Here is a 20,019-nt window from a genome sequence, read left to right as displayed (position 1 = left end):
CACTCGCGATGAAAGCGATGTCACGACCGCGTGCCGAAATCGCTGCTCGTGTTAATTGGCTTTGATGACAAAGGCCTTTCGACCAAACGCGGGGCGCGGAGGGAGAGAATAGCCATTCCGCCGGCGGCAAGGACGAAAGCGACGAGACCCGTCGAGACGGCGAGACCGCCCGTCAGGCTCGTGAAAAACCCGAACGCGATTGGCGCCGCCAGGCTTCCGACCTGCCCCATGCTGCTGATGAAGGCGAGACTTCCCACGGCTTCGGCTTCGGTCAAGAAGCGCACCGGTATGGTCCAGAAGAGGGCGGTCGCCGACAGATAACCGATGGCGAGCAGGGCAAGGCAGGCGATGGCCGCCGCAACGTTCTGCGCGACGATCGAAATGGCGAGGGCGGCCGTCGCGGCCAGGAAGGCGGATAGGGCGAAATGCCACCGCCGCTCGAGTCGCCGGTCCGAACTACGACACAGCAGGAGCATGCCGACGGCACCCACGGAATAAGGGATCGCCGACAGGAGCCCGACGCTAAATACGTTGGCTACGCCCGATCGCTGAATGATCGTTGGCGCCCAGAAGTTCAGAACGGTCCCCGCCCAGGTGATGGAGAAATATCCGAAGGTCGCGATCCACAGCTTCGGATTTCGCAGGGCTGACAGGAAGGCCCTCGCGGGAGTGTGTCCCTGTTCAACGGTCCCGGATGAGAGATCGGCCGCCACGATCGCCTTCTCCCGTGGCGTCAGCCAGGCGGCATCCGCGGGTCGGTCACTCAGCACAAAGAACGCGCTGAATCCGACGAGTACTGGCAGCGCCCCCTCTACGAGGAACAGCCATTGCCAGCCCTTGAAGCCGGCCGCCCCGGCGAGGTTCTGCAAGATCCAACCGGAGGCCGGGCCGCCTACGATGCCCGACACCGCGATGGCGAGGACGAACAGCGACATCACACGCCCACGCAGGCGATGGGGAAACCAGAATGTGAGGTAGAGGACGATGCCCGGGAAGAAGCCAGCTTCGGCCGCACCGAGGAGGATCCTAGCCAGGTAGAAGGTCGCCGGGGTCGTCACGAACGCCATTGAGCAGGACACGAGGCCCCACAGGCACATGATGCGCGTCAGCGTCTTCCGCGCGCCAATGCGGCCGAGGAGAAGATTGCTCGGCACCTCGAAGAGAATATATCCAACGTAGAAGATGCCGACGCCGAAGCCGTAACTTGCGTCCGACAGGCCGATGTCACTCTGGAACGTCAACTTGGCGAAGCTGACGTTTACACGATCGATATAGTTCAGGACATAGCACAGGAAGATTATCGGGATCAGCCGAAGGCCGATCTTCCGATAGATCATGGCTCGCTCGTTTTCAGACGCCTGCTCGATAGCAACGCGCGTCGCGGACGCATCGGCCATTCCGGATCCCCCGTCGCGAGCTTGGCTTTCGCCACGCGACCCTGTTCGGAGTGTTCGCGCTATCCCAATCGAGCCAAGTCTCGCAACGAAGCATAGCAGGTCGTTTTGCAGTGCTGCGATGATATATTTTCATCGTTTTAATCGATGCCATCGATCGATGATACCGGCCAATTCTGCCGCGCAGCCTGCGGGTGCGCGCCGATCAATCGGCCATTAAGTCCGGAGACATCGATACGGTCCGTCCGGCCTCGGTCAGAATCACCGAGCGCGGAATCGTTTGCTCGAAGGTCGCACCAAGATCCGTCACACGTTGAATCAGCTCAGGCAACCGGGCGAGGCATCCAGCCTCGATGTCGTGGATGACCATGACACTCCAGTCCTGCCCCCGCACCTGAGCCATCGCGGTCTCGACCCAGCCGTCCGCGTCCTTCCAGTCACCGGGAACACTGTTCCAGGTGATCGTCGTGTAGCGTTCGGCGAGAAGGTGATCGAGCGCCGCACGACTCAACAAATGCCGGCCGATCAGCCCGTCGTTCCCGTAGGGGCGGAAGAGCTTCTCCGGTCGCGTCAGCGATCCGATCCGTTGCTGCGTGTCTTCGATCTCTCGGAGCGCATAGTCCCGGTCCGTCCGGTCCCCGAGTGCCACCGAATGCGTGAAGGTGTGATTTCCGATCCAATGCCCCGCTGTATGAGCGGCCCGCATGAGATCGGCTGCAGCGGGGTCGTCGAGCCTCTGCCCGATCACGAAGAAGGTGGTCTTGATCCCGGCCCGGTCGAGGATTTCCAAGATCCGATCCGTCACATGTGGTGTGGGGCCGTTGTCGAAGGTGAGGGTGACCTGCTTGGCTGCCATATCTCACTCCAATTCGGGCTCGTTCGCCGTAGCGATCGTGGACCCACCGGCGAGTCCCCGCGAGGGCATCCCCGTTACAACCGACGCGGCGGGGGAGAAGCCTTATCGCAGGCTCGCCGGAGCGTGTGCAGGAACGATGCGACGTGCGGAGGCAGGACCTCGTTCCGGCGCAGTAGCACACCAGGGCTCCGCATGGGCGTGGGAGTTTCCAGAGGGACCGACAAAAGCGTCCCGTCCTCTGGGACGGCCTGTCGCGAAAGGATCGCGACGATGTTCATACGCCGAACGAGGCCGAGGATGGGGCCGATTGTGTTCATCTCTGCGACTAGGTGCGGAACGGCGCCGCATTGCCGGAAGCATTCATCCAGCAGCCTGCGCGTGGTGAATTCCGGTGAGAGCAACACGACCGGTTGATGGTGGAGTTCCGCCATCCGGACCCATTTCCTGGTTGCCCATCGGTGGTCAGGCGACAGCACGAGATCCAGAGGCTCGTCATAGAGGGGTTCGAAGGCCAGATCCTGCTGGTGGTCCGGCCTGTAGGAGATACCGAGATCGAGGGCACCGGTCAGGAGCCGCTCCTCGATCACGCTAGCGGCGAGTTCCTCCACGACGACGCGCATCGAGGGATTGCGGGTGAGGAACTCGGTCAGGCAGGCGGGGACGAGGTTGACATTGAAAGTGTGCGTGGCGGCAATCCTGAGCCAACCGGTCAGGACCTGATCCTGGGGTGAGAGCGCCCGAAGGCCCTCGTCCAGTTCGCCGAGAGCCCGCAGGACACGGGGCAGCAGGTTCTGCCCGGCTTCCGTGAGGAACACGCGCTTGCCGACGCGGTCGAACAGGCGTTGCCCGACCTGGTCCTCCAGTTGCCGGATCTGGTGAGACAGGGTCGATTGGGTGATGTGCGTCTGCCGCGCGGCCCGGGTGAAGCTCAGGTGCTCGGCCAGAGCCACGAAGTAACGCAGGTGACGGAGTTCCATCGGTCTGCCCGTTCGATCGACGGCATCGATCAATTGAATGCATCGATATCATTATATCGATGCAACTCGGCGCGCTATACGGTCCCGACGCTGGGCTGACGGCTCCTTCCCTCACGGTCCGCCACACCGCGCAAACGCCCTGATTGGGAGCTCGAAGTGCCGAGGATTGAGAACGCGAGCCGGGACAGCGTCGGACCAGATCACCAGGGATTGTTCGACCGCCTGGAAGCGCTGCGGGGAAAGCCGGTCGAGAACGTCTTTCTCGCCGTCGCGAACGCGCCTGCGCTGTGTGACGGGGTTCTCGCGATGGCGATGTCGCTGCGCCAGAGCACGTTGCTCGACCGGCAACTCCGCGAATTGGCCGTCCTGACTGTCGGCCTCGAGACGCGGGCGGACTACGAGGTCGCGCATCACTGGAACTCGGCGGTGAAGGCCGGGCTGCCCCAAGCCAAGCTGGAGAAGCTCGCGGAGTTTGAGACGGATGACCAGTTCACCGCTTCCGAACGCGCCGTCATGCGCTTCGCTCGCGACGTGACGCGGACCGGCCGTGTCGATGACGGCCTCTGGGTCGAACTGTGCGGCTTCCTGGACGAGCAGGAACGACTGGAATTGGTCCTGACGACGGCTTGGTACAACTGCGTCGTTCGCATCCTCCTCCCCCTCAATATCGAACTGGAGGACTGGTTCTCGCGCCTGTGAGGGCGAGCGCGAGAGAACTTGCGCCCGGCGCGCCCTCAAACCGGACGGAAGCTCCGGAACAGGATAGGGAGAATATAGAAATGGACGTGACGCCCGGAGGTGATCTGCCCGTGCTTGGCCGGCCGCCTGCCGAGTCGTTCGCGACGGATGATGTGGATAGCGCCGCACTCTATCGAAAATTGCAGTGGCGGCTGCTGCCGTTCCTCTTCGCGTGCTACGTGGCGGCCTATCTCGACCGGGTGAACATCGGCTACGCGCAGTTGCACATGCGCGCGGAGCTGGGCTTCAACGACGCGGTCTACGGCCTCGCCGCCGGACTATTCTTCGTCAGTTACTTTCTGTGCGAAGTCCCGAGCAACTTCGTCCTTCAGCGCGTCGGCGCCCGGCGAACGCTGGCGCGCATCCTAATCCTGTGGGGTTTAGCCTCCTCAGCGACGATGTTCATCACCGGGCCCCATTCGTTCTACGCGCTGAGGCTGATCCTGGGCGCATTCGAGGCGGGCCTCGCCCCCGGCGTGATGTACTACCTGACGCTCTGGTATCCGAACCGCCGCCGGGCGGAGATGACTGCGATCTTCCTGAGCGGCAGCATGCTCGCCGGCGTGATCGGCGCCCCCGTCTCGGGCCTCATCCTCGAAGGCATGCAGGGCGTTCTCGGACTCAGGGGCTGGCAGTGGATGTTCCTCCTGGAGGGAATGCCGGCCGTGCTTCTCGGGCTCGTCGCGCTCCGGATCCTCGTGGACAAGCCTCAGGATGCTCCCTGGCTGACATCATCCGAAAAGACGTTCCTCCTGGCGGAGATCGACCGGGACGCGAACTTGGCTGCCGGCGGCCACGCATTCGGTGCTGCGTTCCGCGACCTACGAATCTACGTCCTCGCGCTGGCGTACTTCACCCTCGTCTGCGGGCTCTACGCGATCACCTTCTGGATGCCCGTGATGATGCAGGCCGCCGGTGTCCAGGGAGCCGCCGCGATCGGCCTATGGTCCGTAATCCCCTATGCGGTCGGCGGCATCGGCATGGTGTGGCTGTCCCGACGCTCGGATCGACGGCAGGAGCGGCGGTGGCACTACGCCGTCTGTGTTGGTGTCGGTGCCTGCGCGCTGATTGGGGCGTCCCTCGTCGGCGCGAACCTTCCAGTCGTCCTGGCACTGCTCTCCGTCGCGACCGCGACGCTCTTCGGCGCGATGCCGATCTTCTACGGCATCCCGATGGCCTATCTCCCCGAGCGTTCGGCCGCGGGCGGTCTAGCGCTGATCAATTGCCTTGGCCTCACGGGTGGCTTCGTGAGCCCCTTCCTGCTCGGCTGGATCCGGAACGCGACCGGGAGCCTGACGCCCGGCCTGTGGTTCATGACGGGCCTGATGCTGACGGGCATCGTGGTGCTACTCCTGGCGACACGCCGCCCGTTCACGCGACTCACGCCCCACCCCGCCACCTCCGGGCTCGCTTTCGGGCCGGAGGCAGGCCGGTGAGCCTCGATAGCTTGGCTCACCGCTGGTATGCGTCGGAAGGGGGCCGGTCGCCGCTCCTCCTCCTGCACGGCACCGGAGGCAACGAAGACGAGCTTGTGCCCTTTGCTCAGGCAGCGGCCTCCGGCGCACCGATGCTGGCTGTCCGCGGGGCCGTATCGGAAGGCGGCAAGCTGCGCCACTTCGCTCGCCATCCGGACGGTCGTTTCGATTCATCCGAGGTCGTCCGCCGAGCCGATGAGCTGGCGGCCTTCGTCGCGGCCGCCCGCGACCGTTACGGCTTCGGGCCCCCGCTTGCCCTCGGCTTCTCGAACGGAGCCAACATCGCGGCCGCACTCATGCTTCTGCATCCCGCTCTTCTGACGGGCGCGATCCTGTTGCGCGCCGTTCCCCCCCTGACTGGTAGCGCGCCGGCTGCCCTCGTCGGGCGGCGCGCCGTCGTCGTCTCGGGCGAGACGGATTCGATCGCGCCACCGGCACTCGGGGCTGATTTGACGCTTTGCCTAACCAAGCAGGGCGCCGAAGCGGCCCACCATGTCCTACCCTGCGGCCACGACCTAACCGCGGCCGACGTGACCCTCGCCCGCGACTGGCTCGGCTCCTTCGCCGAAGGGGTATCTGCTGGACCGGTTTCCTCCCACTTGAATCGCCCCTAATCCGGAGATGATTGATGAAGCTCTGTCGCTACGGTGAGGTTGGGTCCGAGCGGCCTGCGCTGGTTGATGCTGCAGGCGTCCTCCGCGACCTCTCGTCGGTTTGCCGTGATCTTGGTCCATCTGAACTCGCGCCCGACGGTCTCGCCAGGATCGCACAGACGGATCCGACGCGCCTTCCCCGGGTAGAAGGAAGCCCCCGCCTCGGCGTTCCGTTCACAGGCCTCTCGAAGTTCATCTGCATCGGGCTCAACTACTCGGACCACGCGGCCGAGGCCGGCATGGCCATCCCGAGCGAGCCGATCATCTTCCTCAAGGCTCCGAGCGCCGTCTGCGGGCCGAACGACGACACGATCCAACCCCGCGACTCCACCAAACTGGACTGGGAAGTGGAACTCGGCGTCGTGATCGGATCGACAGCGCAGTACGTCACCGAGGAGCACGCCCTCGATTATGTCGCCGGATACTGCGTCGTGAACGACGTCTCCGAGCGGGCCTTCCAGCTTCAGTCTAGCCAATGGGACAAGGGCAAGGGATGCGATACGTTCGGTCCAATTGGACCCTGGCTCGTGACGAAGGACGAGATCGCCGATCCGCAGCAGCTCGACATGTGGCTCGACGTGAATGGAACCCGCCGTCAGACGGGCAATACGCGCACGATGATCTTTGGCGTTCGTGAGATCATCGCTTATTGCAGCCGATACATGACGCTGCTGCCCGGCGACATCATCGCGACCGGCACGCCGCCAGGCGTCGGCATGGGCATCAAGCCCGAACCCGTCTGGTTGCAGCCGGGCGACACGGTCTCGCTAGGGATAGAGAGCCTCGGGCAGCAGAATCAGCGCATCCGGCGGGTGGATCACGGCTAGGGCGCTGTCGGCCGGCTCAGGGTCGGTGGGCGACCCGCCCTCCATCTTCGCTACGCTTCGACCGCCTTCAGGAAGCGGCCCGCGGCGCGAGGCGCTTCCAAACACCATCGGCCGTCGCAATCGTTCTGTCCGCCACTTTCATCACGCCGCGAACGAATACCATGCTTCGCGTCACGCGCACGATTTCAGTCTGGACGGTCGCGAACTCGCCCATCCTCAGGGCGTCGACATACTGGATGAGCAACGACACCGTGACGATCGGATTACGGTCGGCCGCGCTCCAGCAGGCATGGCCCAATCCGATATCGAAGGCCGTCGCCACCATGCCGCCATGCACGACGTCGCGCTTGTTGCCGTGACGTCCGTCCGCGGTGAACCCGCAAAGGCAGTCTCCCTCACCCGGCGGTCGCCAGAAGGGACCGACGTGGTTGCCGAACGCCTCGGTTGGAAGCCGTTCCCACCCGCTCGGAACGGCTTCCGTGACCGATGCATCCGGTGACAGATCGGGCATCAATGAACGGCCTCTGCCGCCGGGCGGAGTCCGAGAACCTGCCGTGCCTCCTGAGGCGTTGCCACCCGCCCGCCGTGCCGCGTGATCGCATCCGCCGCCAATTGCACCAGTTCCGCGTTGCTGCGGGCCAGCCTATCCCGCGTCACGCGGATGTTGTCCTCCAATCCCGTGCGTACGCCGTCCGCCCCCCGGGCGAGCGCCCATTCCATCACGGTGGCTTGGGCGCGACCGATCCCGGCCGCCGTCCATGTCGCGTGGGGCAGCACCCGGCGCAGCTCCGCGAGGAGAAGATCGAGCAGGTGCTCATCAGCAGGCATCGCGTTCTGGACGCCCATCACGAACTGGACGTGCGGGCGATCGTCCATCAGTCCCTTCTCGATAAGCCGGCGCGCGCCGTGGAGATGCGACAGATCGAAGATCTCGATCTCGGGCCGAATGCCGTAATCCCGCATCTTGCCGGCGAGATCGTCGACGAGGCTCGTGGGGTTCTGGTACACGACCGTCGGGAAATTCACCGATCCGGTCGATAGGGAGGCCATGTCGGGGCCGAGGTGCAGGGCCGAGCTGCGCTCGGACGGATCTCGCCCCCGGCCGCCCGTCGAAAACTGAACGATCATGCCGGGGCAGTGCGCTTCGATCCCTTCCTTGACCCGTGCGAACCGCGCCGGATCGGAAGACGGACTTTCGTCGTCATTGCGCACGTGAAGATGAACGAGACTGGCCCCCGCTTCGAAAGCTGCGTGTGTGGACTCGATCTGCTCGGACGGCGTCACCGGCAATGCCGGATTGTCCTTCTTGCTCGGGACGGAGCCGGTGATAGCGCAGGATACGACTGTGGGTTTCATCCGCTCACTCATCTAAGGATGTGCAGTTCGATCGCCGGAGCGAGGATCGGGCGCACAGCGTCATCGCTCGGCGATGCGCCGTTCCTTCAACACCCTCGCCGGGATCGCGATCAGCATGATCCCCGTGCCCAGGACCATGCCGAAGGCGACCGTGTAGAAGCCGGCCGCAAAATTGCCGGTGATGTGCTGGGTCCATCCAATGATGTTCGGCGCTGTGAGGCCACCGAGCTGACCCAGGCTGCTGATGAGCGCGATGCTTCCGGCCGCGGCCCCCGTCGACAGGTAGGCCGTCGGGATCGACCAGAACAGCGCCACCGAGGCGAGGTAGCCGACGGACAGCATCGTCAGCAGTACGATGGCGAGCTGCCAGGTGTTCGCGGCCAGGGGAAGCAACCCGATGGCCAGGGCCGCCGTGCCGGCACTGAACGCGTAGTGCCAGCGACGTTCGAGCTTGATGTCTGAATGGCTGTTGATGATCAGCATGCCGAGCGCACCGACGGCGTAGGGAATGGCCGACAGGAAGCCGATGGTCAGCGTGTCGGATATGCCCGAGTTGCGGATGATGGCGGGGGACCAATAGTTGATGACCGAGCCGCACCAAGCGATCGTGAACCAAGCCCCCGCGATGGCGTAGAGGCGCGGATCCCGCGCAGCCGCCAGGAAGGAGCCGTGCTTGCTGTTCGCCCGGGCCTCCGCCTCGGCGGCGAGATCCGCGATGACGAGGGCCTTCTCGTCCGCGCTCAGCCAATCCGCATCGTGCGGGCCGTTGCTCAGGAGGAAATACGCCGCGATGCCGGCGATGACCGGGGGAATACCTTCGAGGAGAAACAGCCACTGCCAGCCCCGCAGACCCCACAGGTCCGACATTCTGCTCATGATGAACCCGGAGGCGGGGCCGCCGAACACGCCGGCCACGGCGATCGCCAGCACGAACATCGCCATGATGCGGGCCCGTAACGCGGACGGGAACCAGAGCGTCAGGTAGAAGACGACGCCGGGGAAGAACCCCGCCTCGGCGATACCGAGGAGCACCCGGACGACGTAGAGTTGAGTCGCCGACGTGACGAACATGGTCGAGATCGAGACGACGCCCCAGGCGACCATGATCCGCATGATGGTCGTCCGTGCGCCGAACCGCTGCAGCATCAGGTTGCTGGGCACTTCGAAGAGGACATAGCCCACGAAGAAGATGCCGACGCCGAAGCCGTAGGCGGCGGTGCTGATTCCCAGATCTTCCCGGAACTGGAGACTCGCGAAGCTGATGTTCACGCGATCGATGTAGTTCAGGACGTAACAGAGAAACAGGAATGGGATCAGGCGCCAGATGATCTTGCGATAGACGGGGGCGATGCCCTGGTCCGTGCTCGTGGCGGCCGTACCGAGACTCGCGCTCTCGTTCATCGTTGTCCCCTTGCACGTCCGGAGCGATTCTGCCGGTTGTCCGGCTCGCGCGAGTGCCCGCCTCACGCGTCGCGGGCTACCGAGCCCAGCACGCGGTCCACCATCTCGGGCGCGAGCCCGAGGTAGTTCCGGGGTGCGGTGAGCCGACCGATGGTGGCGCGGTCGATGCGTTCGGACACGGCGGGATCGGCGGCGAGGGCCTCCGCCAACGTGCCGCCCTGTGTGTTGACGACCCGGCAGGCGTCGTAGACCACGTCGTGGGCCTGCTGCCGTCCGATCTGCGGCGCCAGCCCCATCATCACGGCCTCGGCGACGATGAGCCCGCGGCTGAGATCGAGGTTCTCGGCCATCTTGGCCTCGTCGACGATGAGCCCGCCGAGGGCGAACTTCGCCTGATGGAGCGCCCCGGCCGTGAGCACGAAGCTCTCCGGGATGGCCATCCACTCGGCGTGCCACGGCCCTGTCGCCCGCTCGAGATCCTGCACCATCGCGTCGAGCATCAGGCCGGCATGCTGGCGCACGCCCTTGGACGCCGCAAGGATCAGTTCAGACGAGATCGGGTTGCGCTTCTGCGGCATGGTCGAGGACGCGCCGCGGCCCTTCAGGAACGGCTCGTAGACCTCCCCGAACTCGGTCGAGGCCATGATCATGATGTCGAGGGCGACCTTGCCGAGGGAGCCGGTGACGAGTCCGAAGAAATTGACGACCTCAGCCAATCCGTCCCGGGCAACGTGCCACGTCGAGACCGGTATACCGAGGCCCAACTCCTCGCAGAGCGCTGCCTGCACCTCCAACCCCTTGTCGCCGAGCGAGGCTAGCGTACCCGCGGCCCCCGCGAACTCGCCGACCAACACCCGCGACTTCAGCTGCTCCAGTCGTTCAGCATGGCGGTCGAACATCGCGAGCCAGATCGCCGTCTTATAACCGAACGTGACCGGCAGGGCCTGCTGCAGGTGCGTGCGGCCAGCCATTGGCGTATCGCGGTAGCGCAACGAGAGACCGGCCAGGATGCGCCGCAATTCAGCGATGTCCTGCTCGATGAGCGCGAGGCCGTCCCGCACCTGCAGGACGACGGCCGTATCCATAATGTCCTGAGTAGTGGCGCCCCAATGGACGTAGCGTCCGGCATCTCCGCACTGCTTCACCATCTGGTGCACGAGCGGGAGAATCGGGTAGCCGACGATCTCGGTTTCCTGCCGTAGCAGGTCGAGATCCAGCGCCGATACGTCGGTCAAACGGGCGATCTCCTCGGCTGCCTCCTGGGGGATCACGCCGCAGCGGGCTTCTGCCTTGGCCAGGGCGATCTCCACCTCGGCGTAACGGGAGATCAGCGCGTAGTCGGAGAAGATCTCCCGCATTTGGGGTGTGCCGAACGCATCCCGGAACAGGATGGAGTCGAGCACGGTCGTGGCCGTGGGGCGCGACGGTCCCGGCATGGTGCATTTCCCCCGTCGCGGCTCACATGTCCGGACATAATGATCACTATCATGTCCGGACATATCGTCAACCGCGACGGTCGCGACGGGTGCGCGCGGACGGGGTAAACGAGTGACATGAGCGAAACACGATATGCGCAGGTCGCCCGGGATCTGACCGCGGCGATCGAGGACGGAAGGTTTCCGGTCGGCTCGCTCCTGCCTACCGAACTCGAGCTCTGCGACCTGTACAATGCGAGCCGCCATACGATCCGGTCGGCCATCCAAGAGTTGCAGGATCTCGGGCTCGTGTCCCGCCGTAAGAAGGTCGGGACCCGCGTCGAGGCCGCGTCGCCTCAGGCGGGCTATCGCCAGTTCCTCGGCTCGGTCGATGACCTCATACAGTTCGGCGTGTCGCATACACGGGAGGTTCAGACGATTGCTCCCGTAACGGCGGGGCGCGCCCTCGCGAAGACCCTCGGCTGTGCGGTCAACCGGGAGTGGCTGCGCGTGTCGAGCCTGCGCCGCACCGGGGAGCCGGGCGCGCCGCCTGTCGCGTGGACCGACGCCTATGTCGATGCGGCCTATGCCGACCTTGCCGAGGCGATCCGTTCGACGCCGGACGTGCTAATCAGCGACCTAATCGAGAAGCGCTGCGGCAGGACGATCGCCAACATCCGGCAGGATGTCGACGCGGTGCTGGTGCCGGCTGACTTGGCCGCGCCTCTGCAAGTCGAGATGGGGTCGCCAGCCCTGCGCATCATTCGGCATTATCAGGACATTGCTGGCGCGGTGTTCGAGATCACGCTCACGATCCACCCGGCTGAGCGCTTCAAATTCTCCATGCTGCTCCATCGGGAACGCATAGGCTGAATCGCTTCAACAACTCAGATTAAGGCGATCCATCTCAGGCGGAATCGCGCAACGCCTCGTGGGCTTGCACGAACACGCGGTATCCCGGGGTCGAATTGCGACATGTATGATCGAGCGGCAGATTTTTACCCAGGCCGCAGGTCCGCGGGAGTCCCGCACTCGTGAAGCCATGAAAGCTTCCGGCTTGCCGGGCAATACAATAACTCTCTTGCGTCGTCCGCACGCATGTCTGCTGTTGGGCAATCCACTGGCTCTACAGGATGACCGAATTGGGCGCCAAGCCGAATGTCTGGTTATGCGTACGCTGCCAAATTGGGGTGACGGAGTCTGGCCGGAAGCGGAATGACCGCTTCGGGGAAGGCAGGCCGGAAAAGCAGACTGCCTCCTACCGACCCAACCCGGCCATTCGAGATATATTCGCCCGTCCCCTGAAGCAGACGGCAGCAGGCCCCACATAAGAGCCATGCTGCGTCCGCCCTTCAGCGTCGCTTGGATCGCCCTGCTTCCAAGAGCGCGACCGCAACCAAGATACCGCCAAGCGCTAGCCCAACCGTAAGGCGGGGGTGCATGTACGCCGTGGTGGCGAGCGCGGTCTCGTCCGGATAGCTAGTCGAGGTGCGGCGTGCCAGTAGATGATTGTAGAGCTGTGTGAAAGCCTGATCGATCGCGCGGGTCTCGACAAGCGTACGATCTAAAAGCTTGGCGGCTTTGGCGTGTCCGAGCGCGTGTGCAGCACTACGTAGCGTCCCATACCGGGCGATGTAGAAATGAGCCGCAACTTGACCGTACTCAATGTTGATGAGATCGCGGTCGGCGGCGCTCCTGTGCTTGGCTATTTCTGCTTCGTTGAGATCGCAGATGCCCTGCATGGCTGGATCTTGTTTGGGATCGGGCCTGATGCTGATTAATTCAAATACTTCGTCCAACCGCTTCTGCTGAACGATGTTCTGCTTAGATCCCGCCTCGAGCATCTGCTTGAGCTTTGGCAGCGTCGACGTCTTGTAGTTGCGTGCCGCCTGTGCCGCCCCCTGCCGATGCGCTTCGTGGAGCAGATGTAACCCGTCCTCGAAAAGTCGCCGGTTCCCTGACATCGTTTCCCGCCTCGTGTTCGCCGTTCTTGGCTCAGTGTCTGTTTGGCAGACCTGACCACTCGAGCCGTTCGGTTGATGCGAGCGACCACAACGGCCAACGCGGCGGGCGAACGCCGGGTCCAACTCAGGATCACTTCAGCTCTGCGAGCGATAGTCCGAGCTTGTGGAGTTCACTCAGGGTCGACCTTTCCAACTATCTGGAACGGTTGTGAATGGCTCCGGCTGCGAGGTCCGTTTTGCCACAGGATCTGCCCCGCCGCGCACCGTAAGCAATCCTACCCAAGCGGTCTTCCCGCTACCGACCCAACCCAGCCGTTCGAGGGCGTCCGCTCACGCGGCTGGAGCTGGCCGAAAGCGGAATGACCGCTTTAGAGCGTTTTCGATTTAATCTGGTTCATATCCGGCGGCTGCGAAGAAGTTAGCGCATTCATCGGGGGTGATGGTGTCGATGAGCCGTCCGATGGCTGCCCACAATCCCTCGACAGTGCGCTCGGCGGCCTTGCGCAGCAGCGCCTTGAGCTTGGAGAAGGCCATCTCGATCGGGTTGAAGTCGGGCGAGTAGGGCGGGAGAAACAACAACTGCGCGCCTGCCGCTTCGATGGCGGCACGTACCGCCGGGCCCTTGTGGCTGCCGAGGTTGTCCATCACGACGATGTCGCCGGGAGCGAGTTCGGGCACGAGCACGCGCTCGACGTAAGTCTGGAAGGCGTCGCGGTTGATCGGCCCATCGAGCACGAAGGGCGCACTGAGCCCGGACAGGCGCAGGCCCGCCACGAAGGTGGTGGTCTTCCAGTGGCCGTGCGGCACGGACGAGCGCAGCCGCTCGCCGCGCGGTGAGCGCCCACGGGTGCGGGCCATGTTGGTCGAGGTCCAGGTCTCGTCGAGGAATACGAGGCGGGCCGGATCGAGATCGGGTTGACCCTCGAACCAGGCCTCGCGGGCCGTCTTCACGTCCGGCCGGTCCTGCTCCGCGGCGTGGGCTGTCTTTTTTTGTACGTCAGGCCGCGCGCGTCGAGGAAGCTCCACAGGGTGCCCAGCCCGACCGGGAGCGCGCGCTCCTCCCGCAGGCGGGCGCGCATTTCCTCCAGGGTGATGTCGTCCCGCTCGGCGATCAGGGGCCGCAAGAACGCCTCGTGCGGATCGAGCTTGGAGCGGCGGGCTCGCCCCTGCGGACGGGCCGCCACCGTCCCGGTCGTGGCGAGCGCCGTCATCCAGCGGATCGCGGTCGCAGCCCCCACCCCGAAGCGCTTGGCCGCTTGCCGGCGCGACGTCGCCCCTGCCGCGTCGACCACCCGCTCCCGCAGATCCTGGCTGTAGGGTCGGCCCATGCCTCGCTCCTCCTCTGGAGCGATCAGTGAATCAGCCCGACAGTCTCGCGTGAACCCCAGACATCCGATTCAGCTCAACCCGAAAATGCTCTAGAGAAGGCTGCCCGGAGAAGCGGACGTTCTTCTACCAACCCAATTGAGGTGGCTGCCGCTGGCTCATCGGGGAAGTCGAGCCGGCCGGGGTCGAGGTCGGGCGAAGCCTCGAACCACGCCTCCTGCGCCGCCTTCACTTCACCGGAGCGCGGCCGACATCGCTGACAAGCAGTTGATCATCCGAACGGCCTCCTCGATGCGTGCGGCAGTGAATGCGAATTCATTGCCCTCTCCCCGTCGCAGGGCCGGCCAAACGCAGAACAGATCCGCCAGAGCAGGAGATTGTGCCCACATGCGGATCTCGAAAGGAGCGTCGAAGCGGAGTGGCTGCGCTGCATGATCCCGCAGCGCCGCCGCGACGGTCTTCTGGATCGCCGCGCAGGCCTGCGCGGGCGAGAGGCTGATGCCGCTGTTCTGTCCCGTCGCACGCTTGATTTCCACGAATCGGGTCTGAGGAAACAGCGCATGGTTCTCGGCGATGAAGACGTCGTCGCCGCTCCCCATCACGACCGGCACGCCGTATTCGCCAGCCAGCGCGCCATAGAGACCGGCTTCGCCAAGTTCAAGGCCGTTGATCTCTAGCCGGGCGAAGGCGAAGCTGTTGATCGTGTGGGCCAGGATGCCCCGTCCGCTCGCCCGTGAGTGGTAGCCCACGAGGCAAACCGCATCGATGTCCTGATCGAGGCCTGCCATCATCCCGAGGGGCCGCGGCTTACCCTGCACGACCTGCGCCCTGGGATCGAGGAGGTCGGGGGGCATGTTGCGGAAGTCGCCGTGCGAGTCGTTGACCAGTACCGCCCGCGCGCCGCCGTCGAACGCGCCCGCGATGGCGGCGTTGGCCTCGCGCGTCATCAGCAGCCGCGCGCGCTCGTATTCGGGGTTGCCCGGCGTCGTCTGGACGCGATGGTAGATCCCGGCGACGCCCTCGATATCCGTCGAGATCAGGATGCGCATCGCTCAGGCTCCGAGGATATCGGCCCAGCCGGGCAGGAGATCGGACAGCGCGCGCCGCCTGTGGCCGTCGCGGCCCGTCACCGCCTCGGCCCGCCACAAAGCGTGGATGATCGCCTGCTCGATCCCGTCCGCGGCAGCCTCGAACAGCGGGTCGAGCTCCGTGTCGTGCAGCAGGGCGAGCGCCGGCATCGGGCGCATGGGATCGTGCGGCACGGTGTAGGCGGTCGAGAAAGCGAGCGCGATGTCGCCGCTGCCGTGGCCGAACACCGACCCGGTCCGGGCGAGGCCCGCCCCGGCCCGCAGGGCGAGGCGGCGGAGCTGGCGCGCGTCGAGGGGCGCGTCGGTGGCGACGATCATGATAATCGACCCCTTCTCCGGGGCCTCCGCGGCCGGTTCCGGTTCGTCCGCGGCTGCCCGGAGGTGTGCGGCGAGCGGCGTGCCGCAGACCCGGATCTGGGACGGTTTGCCGAAATTCGACAGGACGAGGGTGCCCAGCGTGAAGCGGCCGCGCGTGCGCGTGCGGACCCGCCGGGAGGCGGTACCGATGCCGCCTTTGAGGCCGAAGCTCGACATCCCGCGCCCGGCCCCTACCGATCCTTCCGCGACGTCGGCGCCGGCCGCGCCGAGGGCGTCGCGATAGTCGGACGCCTCCACCGCCATACGCTGGATGTCGTTGAGGTAGCCGTCGTTGCACTCGAACACGAGCGGGTTGAGCGTCGGCAGCGCGCGCCCGATCTCTGGATTGTCGGCGATCGCCGCGCGGATCTGGGCCGCGGCCACCGCCGGCACGGAGAAGGTGTTGGTCAAGGCAATCGGCGTCTCGAGCACGCCGAGTTCCTCGACCTGCATCAGGCCGACGGATTTGCCGAACCCGTTCAGCACGACGCCGGCCGCAGGAACACGGTCTCGGTAGGGATCGCCGCCGTGCGGCCGCACGACCGTCACCCCGGTCTGCACGTCGCCTTCGGCCAGCGTGCAATGGCCGACCGTCACGCCCGGGACGTCGGTGATGGCGTCGCCCGCGCCCCGCGGCAGGCGGCCGACGCGGGGCGCGGGGCGCGGAGGGGCGATGTCCGTCACAGGCGGTCGATCTTCGGGTCGAGGGCGTCGCGCAGGCCGTCGCCGAGGAGGTTGAAGGCCAGCACCGTGAAGAAGATCGCGAGGCTCGGGAACAGCGCCACGTGCGGCGCCGAGACCATGTCGGCGCGGGCCTCGTTGAGCATGGCGCCCCATTCGGGCGTCGGCGGCTGCGCGCCCATGCCGAGGAAGGACAGACTCGCGGCCGTGATGATCGAGGTACCCAGCCGCATGGTGAAATAGACCACGATGCCCGAGATCGTGCCCGGCAGGATGTGGCGCAGGATGATCGTCCGGTCGGGAGCGCCGATGCTCCGCGCGGCCTCGATGTAGGTGGTGTTCTTCAGGACCAGGGTCGTGCCGCGCACGAGGCGCGCGAAGGCCGGGACGCTGAAGACCGAGACCGCCACGACGACGTTGACCAGCCCTGAGCCCAGAATGGCGACGACGCCGAGCGCCAGCAGGATGCCCGGGAAGGCGAACAGCACGTCGGACATCCGCATGACGATCCGGTCCCACCAGCCGCCGTAATAGCCCGCCAGGAGACCGAGCACGGTCCCGACCAGGCCGCCGACGGCGACCGAGAGGAAGCCAGTCGCGAGGGAGATCCGCGAGCCCTCGACGATGCGGCTCAGGATGTCGCGTCCGAGGGGATCGACACCGAGCCAGTGCGCGAGAGAGGGGCCCTCGTTGATCCGGTCGTAGTCGAAGTCGTTGACCGGGTCGTAGGGCACGATCCACGGAGCCAGCACGGCCACCGCGACCAGCAGGCCGATGAAGCCCAGGGCGACGACGGCGACACGCTGGCGCCGAAACTTGCGCCAGAATTCCGACCACGGCGTCCGGATGCCGGTAGGGACGGGCGCGACGGTGGGGGCGGCGGGGACGAGGATGTCGGTCACGGCCGGCTCACCTGTAGCGGATGGTCGGGTTGATGAGGCCGTAGAGCACGTCCACGACCAAGTTGATCAGGATGAACTCCAGCGAGAACAACAGGACCAGGGCCTGGATCACAGGGTAGTCGCGCTGGTTCACGGCATCGACGAGCAGACGGCCCATGCCGGGCCAATTGAACACCGCCTCCACGACGATCGAGCCGCCGAGCAGGAAGCCGAACTGCAGGCCCATCATGGTCACGACCGGGATCAGGGCGTTGCGCAGGCAGTGCTTGGCGATGACGACGCGCTCCTTGAGGCCCTTGGCACGCGCGGTGCGCACGAAATCCTCGCCGATGACCTCGACGAAGGCGGCGCGCGTGAAGCGGGCCATCACGGCGGCCACGGCCGCGCCCAGCGTCAGCGACGGCAGCACATAGTGCCGCCACGTGTCGGCGCCGACGGTCGGCAGCCAGCCGAGCTCGACCGAGAAGATTTGCATCAGGAGGATGCCGAGCGCGAAGGCGGGAAACGAGATGCCGGACACGGCGAGCGTCATCCCGACCCGGTCGGGCCATTCGTTGCGGTAGACCGCCGAGACGATGCCGATGATCAGCCCGAAGGCGACCGCCCAGGCCATGCTGGTGAGCGTGAGCAGGAGGGTCGGCAGGAAGCGCTCGCCAATCTCGGTCGAGACCGGGCGGCGGGTGCGGATCGAGACGCCGAGATCGCCGCGGGCGAGGTTGGCGAAGTAGCGCACGAACTGTTCTGGCAGGGGCCGGTCGAGGCCGAGCTCGGTGCGCACCAGCGCCACCGTCTGGGCGTCGGCATCCTGCCCGGCCGCCAGCCGCGCCGGATCGCCGGGCAGCAGGTGGACGAACAGGAAGACGAGGATCGAGACGATCAGCAGCGTCGGCAGCAGCCCGAGGAGCCGCTTGAGCAGGAAGGTCAGCATAGGCTCGCGCCCGGGATCCGGGGTTTCCGTGAGGCGATCGCGCGGGAGCGCCGCGCCGGGATGGCCGTCGATCGGGCCACCCGGCGCAGCGTCCGCGATCGGCGGCTACTGCGCGACAGCGATTTCGCCGGAATCGATGTTGCCGTCGGGCATGACGTAGACGCCGGAGAGCCGCGCGGAGGTCGCGTAGAGATTCCGCTCGGTCACCAGCGGCGCCCAGGGCGCGTCCTTCATCACGATCTCCTGCGCCTTGGCGTAGAGCTCGGCCCGCTCCGCGTCGTTCGTCGAGACCAGCGCCTTGGCGAGGAGGGCGTCGAACTCGGCGTTGCTGTAGTAGGCGGTGTTGTTCAGCTTGGGCGGCCACGCCTCCGTCGCCAGCAGCGGCCGCAGGCCCCAATCGGCCTCGCCGGTGGAGGACGACCAGCCGGCATAGTAGAGGCGGACGCGCGCGGTCTTCGGATCGGGGGCGGTCTGCACCCACTCGGTGCGCTGGCCGGGCTCCAGGGCCAGGGTCTGGACCTTGATGCCGACCTGGCCGAGCTGCTGCTGGAGGAACTGGATCGCCTTCTGGGCGGTGGTGGTGGTGTAGGCGCTCCAGAGGGTCGCCTCGAAGCCGTTGGCGTAGCCGGCCTCCTTCAGGAGTTGGCGCGCCTTGGCCGGGTCGTAGGGCCACGGATCCATCTTGTGGGCGTAGCGCACGCCCTGCGGGACGATGCCCTGCGCGGGGAAGGCGTAGCCCGAGAAGGCGACCTTGGCCAACGCCTCCTTGTTGATCGCGTAGTTGATCGCCTGTCGGACGCGCAGGTCGTCGAACGGTTTCTGCAGCACGTTCATGCTGAGATACCGCTCGATGATCGAGGCGTGGACCTCGATTTTCAGCTTCTTGTTGGATTCGAGCATCTTGGCCTGCTCGTAGGGCAGCGGGAAGGCGAAATCGGCCTCGCCGGTCTGCAGCATGGCGGCGCGGGTGCCGTTCTCGGGCACCGGCTTCCACGTGATGGTGTCGACCTTCGGGAAGCCGGCCTGCCAGTAATCGGCGAACTTGGCACCCTTGACGTAGTCGGTCTGCTTCCAGTCGACGAAGGTGAACGGTCCGGTGCCGACCGGATGGAAGGCGATGTCCTTGCCGTACTTCTTCAGGGCCGTGGGCGAGATGATCGCCGCCGAGGCGTGGGCCAGCGAGTTGATGAACGGCCCGAACGGCTCCTTCAGGGTGATGCGCAGGCTCGTGGGCGAGAGCACCTCGATCGTCTTGATGCGGTTGAACTGGTTGTACCGCGCGAGGTGGTTCTCCGGGTCGAGGACGCGGTCGAGATTGGCCTTCACCGCAGCGGCGTCGAACGTCGTGCCGTCGTGGAATTTCACGCCCTCGCGCAGCTTGAACGTGTAGACCAGACCGTCGGGCGAGTTCTCGTAGCTCTCGGCCAGGACGTTGCGGACCTTGAGATCCTTGTCGAAGCCGAAGAGGCCCTCGTAGAACGACTTGGTGACGGCGGTCGTGAGCGTCGTGTTGGTGTTGTACGGGTCGAGGGTCTCGGGCTGGCCACTGATCGCCAGGATCGGGTCGCCCGCCGCGGCGGCGGGCGCGGCCGCCACGGCGAGCAGGCCGGCGGCGAGGAGGAAGCGCTCGAACATGGTCAGACCTCGGGGCATGGGACGATCCTGCTGGCGGGGATAGGCG

General features: G+C 65.7%; 19 protein-coding genes and 1 pseudogene. 5 read left to right on the top strand and 15 right to left on the bottom strand.

Translation table 11 applies throughout. From position 1 onward, the window contains the following. Positions 1-20: 20 nt before the first annotated feature. From LGR69_RS27750 to LGR69_RS27740, 3 genes are all read right to left on the bottom strand, one after another. Positions 21-1,397 (bottom strand): MFS transporter, encoded by a 1,377-nt coding sequence (locus LGR69_RS27750; protein ID WP_230368060.1) that lies wholly within the window; start codon positions 1,395-1,397, stop codon positions 21-23. A 202-nt stretch (positions 1,398-1,599) separates the two neighbouring features. Then, positions 1,600-2,250 (bottom strand): polysaccharide deacetylase family protein, encoded by a 651-nt coding sequence (locus LGR69_RS27745; RefSeq protein WP_230368059.1) that lies wholly within the window; start codon positions 2,248-2,250, stop codon positions 1,600-1,602. A 74-nt stretch (positions 2,251-2,324) separates the two neighbouring features. Then, positions 2,325-3,260, bottom strand: coding sequence for a LysR substrate-binding domain-containing protein (locus LGR69_RS27740; RefSeq protein ID WP_230368058.1), 936 nt, complete (start codon positions 3,258-3,260; stop codon positions 2,325-2,327). A 177-nt stretch (positions 3,261-3,437) separates the two neighbouring features. On the opposite strand from LGR69_RS27740, the gene LGR69_RS27735 reads away from it, so the two are divergent. The 4 genes from LGR69_RS27735 to LGR69_RS27720 all read left to right on the top strand — a co-directional run bounded on the left by LGR69_RS27735 (position 3,438) and on the right by LGR69_RS27720 (position 6,920). After that, positions 3,438-3,926 carry a carboxymuconolactone decarboxylase family protein gene (locus LGR69_RS27735; RefSeq protein WP_230368057.1) on the top strand — a complete coding sequence of 163 codons (489 nt, stop codon included), beginning with the start codon at positions 3,438-3,440 and terminating at the stop codon, positions 3,924-3,926. 80 nt (positions 3,927-4,006) lie between these two features. Next, positions 4,007-5,401 (top strand): MFS transporter, encoded by a 1,395-nt coding sequence (locus tag LGR69_RS27730; RefSeq protein ID WP_230368056.1) that lies wholly within the window; start codon positions 4,007-4,009, stop codon positions 5,399-5,401. Then, complete coding sequence (locus LGR69_RS27725; RefSeq protein WP_230368055.1) at positions 5,398-6,054, top strand: alpha/beta hydrolase; 657 nt, start codon at positions 5,398-5,400, stop codon at positions 6,052-6,054. The genes LGR69_RS27730 and LGR69_RS27725 overlap by 4 nt, the downstream gene beginning before the upstream one ends. Positions 6,055-6,068: 14 nt before the next feature. Then, entirely contained in the window at positions 6,069-6,920 is an 852-nt protein-coding gene (locus tag LGR69_RS27720) for a fumarylacetoacetate hydrolase family protein (RefSeq protein WP_230368054.1), read from the top strand. Between the two features lie 67 nt (positions 6,921-6,987). Here LGR69_RS27720 and LGR69_RS27715 read toward each other — a convergent pair whose 3' ends face one another. From LGR69_RS27715 to LGR69_RS27700, 4 genes are all read right to left on the bottom strand, one after another. Next, a complete protein-coding gene (locus LGR69_RS27715; RefSeq protein ID WP_230368053.1) occupies positions 6,988-7,431 on the bottom strand; it encodes a PaaI family thioesterase in 444 nt (147 codons plus the stop codon). Next, positions 7,431-8,276, bottom strand: coding sequence for a beta-keto acid cleavage family enzyme (locus tag LGR69_RS27710; RefSeq protein ID WP_230368052.1), 846 nt, complete (start codon positions 8,274-8,276; stop codon positions 7,431-7,433). The genes LGR69_RS27715 and LGR69_RS27710 overlap by 1 nt, the downstream gene beginning before the upstream one ends. Before the next feature lie 60 nt (positions 8,277-8,336). After that, positions 8,337-9,677, bottom strand: coding sequence for an MFS transporter (locus LGR69_RS27705; RefSeq protein WP_230368051.1), 1,341 nt, complete (start codon positions 9,675-9,677; stop codon positions 8,337-8,339). Positions 9,678-9,739: 62 nt separating this feature from the next. Further along, a complete protein-coding gene (locus LGR69_RS27700; RefSeq protein WP_230368050.1) occupies positions 9,740-11,113 on the bottom strand; it encodes a class-II fumarase/aspartase family protein in 1,374 nt (457 codons plus the stop codon). 117 nt (positions 11,114-11,230) lie between these two features. Between LGR69_RS27700 and LGR69_RS27695 the strand changes: the two genes are divergently transcribed. Beyond that, positions 11,231-11,965, top strand: a complete 735-nt coding sequence (locus LGR69_RS27695) for a GntR family transcriptional regulator (RefSeq protein ID WP_230368049.1) — start codon at positions 11,231-11,233, stop codon at positions 11,963-11,965. Positions 11,966-12,444: 479 nt separating this feature from the next. Here LGR69_RS27695 and LGR69_RS27690 read toward each other — a convergent pair whose 3' ends face one another. The 8 genes and pseudogenes from LGR69_RS27690 to gsiB form a co-directional block, all read right to left on the bottom strand. Beyond that, positions 12,445-13,056: a DUF892 family protein gene (locus LGR69_RS27690; RefSeq protein WP_230368048.1), complete on the bottom strand. Its 612-nt coding sequence runs from the start codon at positions 13,054-13,056 to the stop codon at positions 12,445-12,447. Positions 13,057-13,440: 384 nt separating this feature from the next. Next, a protein-coding gene (locus tag LGR69_RS27685; RefSeq protein WP_230368047.1) for an IS630 family transposase occupies positions 13,441-14,384 on the bottom strand; the annotation gives its coding sequence in 2 pieces (ribosomal slippage) (positions 13,441-14,048 and positions 14,048-14,384; 945 coding nt in all). A gap of 134 nt (positions 14,385-14,518) precedes the next feature. After that, a pseudogene (locus tag LGR69_RS27680) lies at positions 14,519-14,617 on the bottom strand (IS630 family transposase); the annotation flags it as partial. After that, positions 14,616-15,431 carry a M55 family metallopeptidase gene (locus LGR69_RS27675; RefSeq protein ID WP_050731672.1) on the bottom strand — a complete coding sequence of 272 codons (816 nt, stop codon included), beginning with the start codon at positions 15,429-15,431 and terminating at the stop codon, positions 14,616-14,618. The gene LGR69_RS27675 and the pseudogene LGR69_RS27680, both read right to left, overlap by 2 nt. Before the next feature lie 3 nt (positions 15,432-15,434). Then, positions 15,435-16,511: a P1 family peptidase gene (locus tag LGR69_RS27670; protein WP_230368046.1), complete on the bottom strand. Its 1,077-nt coding sequence runs from the start codon at positions 16,509-16,511 to the stop codon at positions 15,435-15,437. Beyond that, positions 16,508-17,410, bottom strand: coding sequence for a glutathione ABC transporter permease GsiD (gene gsiD, locus LGR69_RS27665; protein WP_230368045.1), 903 nt, complete (start codon positions 17,408-17,410; stop codon positions 16,508-16,510). The genes LGR69_RS27670 and gsiD overlap by 4 nt, the downstream gene beginning before the upstream one ends. A 7-nt stretch (positions 17,411-17,417) precedes the next feature. Next, positions 17,418-18,338: a glutathione ABC transporter permease GsiC gene (gene gsiC, locus LGR69_RS27660; protein ID WP_230368044.1), complete on the bottom strand. Its 921-nt coding sequence runs from the start codon at positions 18,336-18,338 to the stop codon at positions 17,418-17,420. 105 nt (positions 18,339-18,443) lie between these two features. Continuing rightward, positions 18,444-19,991 carry a glutathione ABC transporter substrate-binding protein GsiB gene (gene gsiB, locus LGR69_RS27655; RefSeq protein ID WP_230368043.1) on the bottom strand — a complete coding sequence of 516 codons (1,548 nt, stop codon included), beginning with the start codon at positions 19,989-19,991 and terminating at the stop codon, positions 18,444-18,446. Positions 19,992-20,019: the final 28 nt, after the last annotated feature.

This window comes from Methylobacterium brachiatum, from assembly GCF_020523825.1.
GTDB classification, from domain to species: domain Bacteria; phylum Pseudomonadota; class Alphaproteobacteria; order Rhizobiales; family Beijerinckiaceae; genus Methylobacterium; species Methylobacterium brachiatum.
Note: the sequence above shows the minus strand (reverse complement) of the source record. Positions and strands in the feature narration are given on the sequence as shown.

Coding starts and splice junctions, on each gene's coding strand:
- gsiC (WP_230368044.1), bottom strand. CDS start 18,338: ATGCTGACCTTCCTGCTCAAGCGGCTCCTCGGGCTGCTGCCGACGCTG.
- LGR69_RS27720 (WP_230368054.1), top strand. CDS start 6,069: ATGAAGCTCTGTCGCTACGGTGAGGTTGGGTCCGAGCGGCCTGCGCTG.
- LGR69_RS27700 (WP_230368050.1), bottom strand. CDS start 11,113: ATGCCGGGACCGTCGCGCCCCACGGCCACGACCGTGCTCGACTCCATC.
- LGR69_RS27750 (WP_230368060.1), bottom strand. CDS start 1,397: ATGGCCGATGCGTCCGCGACGCGCGTTGCTATCGAGCAGGCGTCTGAA.
- LGR69_RS27710 (WP_230368052.1), bottom strand. CDS start 8,276: ATGAAACCCACAGTCGTATCCTGCGCTATCACCGGCTCCGTCCCGAGC.
- gsiB (WP_230368043.1), bottom strand. CDS start 19,991: ATGCCCCGAGGTCTGACCATGTTCGAGCGCTTCCTCCTCGCCGCCGGC.
- LGR69_RS27705 (WP_230368051.1), bottom strand. CDS start 9,677: ATGAACGAGAGCGCGAGTCTCGGTACGGCCGCCACGAGCACGGACCAG.
- LGR69_RS27695 (WP_230368049.1), top strand. CDS start 11,231: ATGAGCGAAACACGATATGCGCAGGTCGCCCGGGATCTGACCGCGGCG.
- LGR69_RS27715 (WP_230368053.1), bottom strand. CDS start 7,431: ATGCCCGATCTGTCACCGGATGCATCGGTCACGGAAGCCGTTCCGAGC.
- LGR69_RS27730 (WP_230368056.1), top strand. CDS start 4,007: ATGGACGTGACGCCCGGAGGTGATCTGCCCGTGCTTGGCCGGCCGCCT.
- LGR69_RS27690 (WP_230368048.1), bottom strand. CDS start 13,056: ATGTCAGGGAACCGGCGACTTTTCGAGGACGGGTTACATCTGCTCCAC.
- LGR69_RS27745 (WP_230368059.1), bottom strand. CDS start 2,250: ATGGCAGCCAAGCAGGTCACCCTCACCTTCGACAACGGCCCCACACCA.
- LGR69_RS27675 (WP_050731672.1), bottom strand. CDS start 15,431: ATGCGCATCCTGATCTCGACGGATATCGAGGGCGTCGCCGGGATCTAC.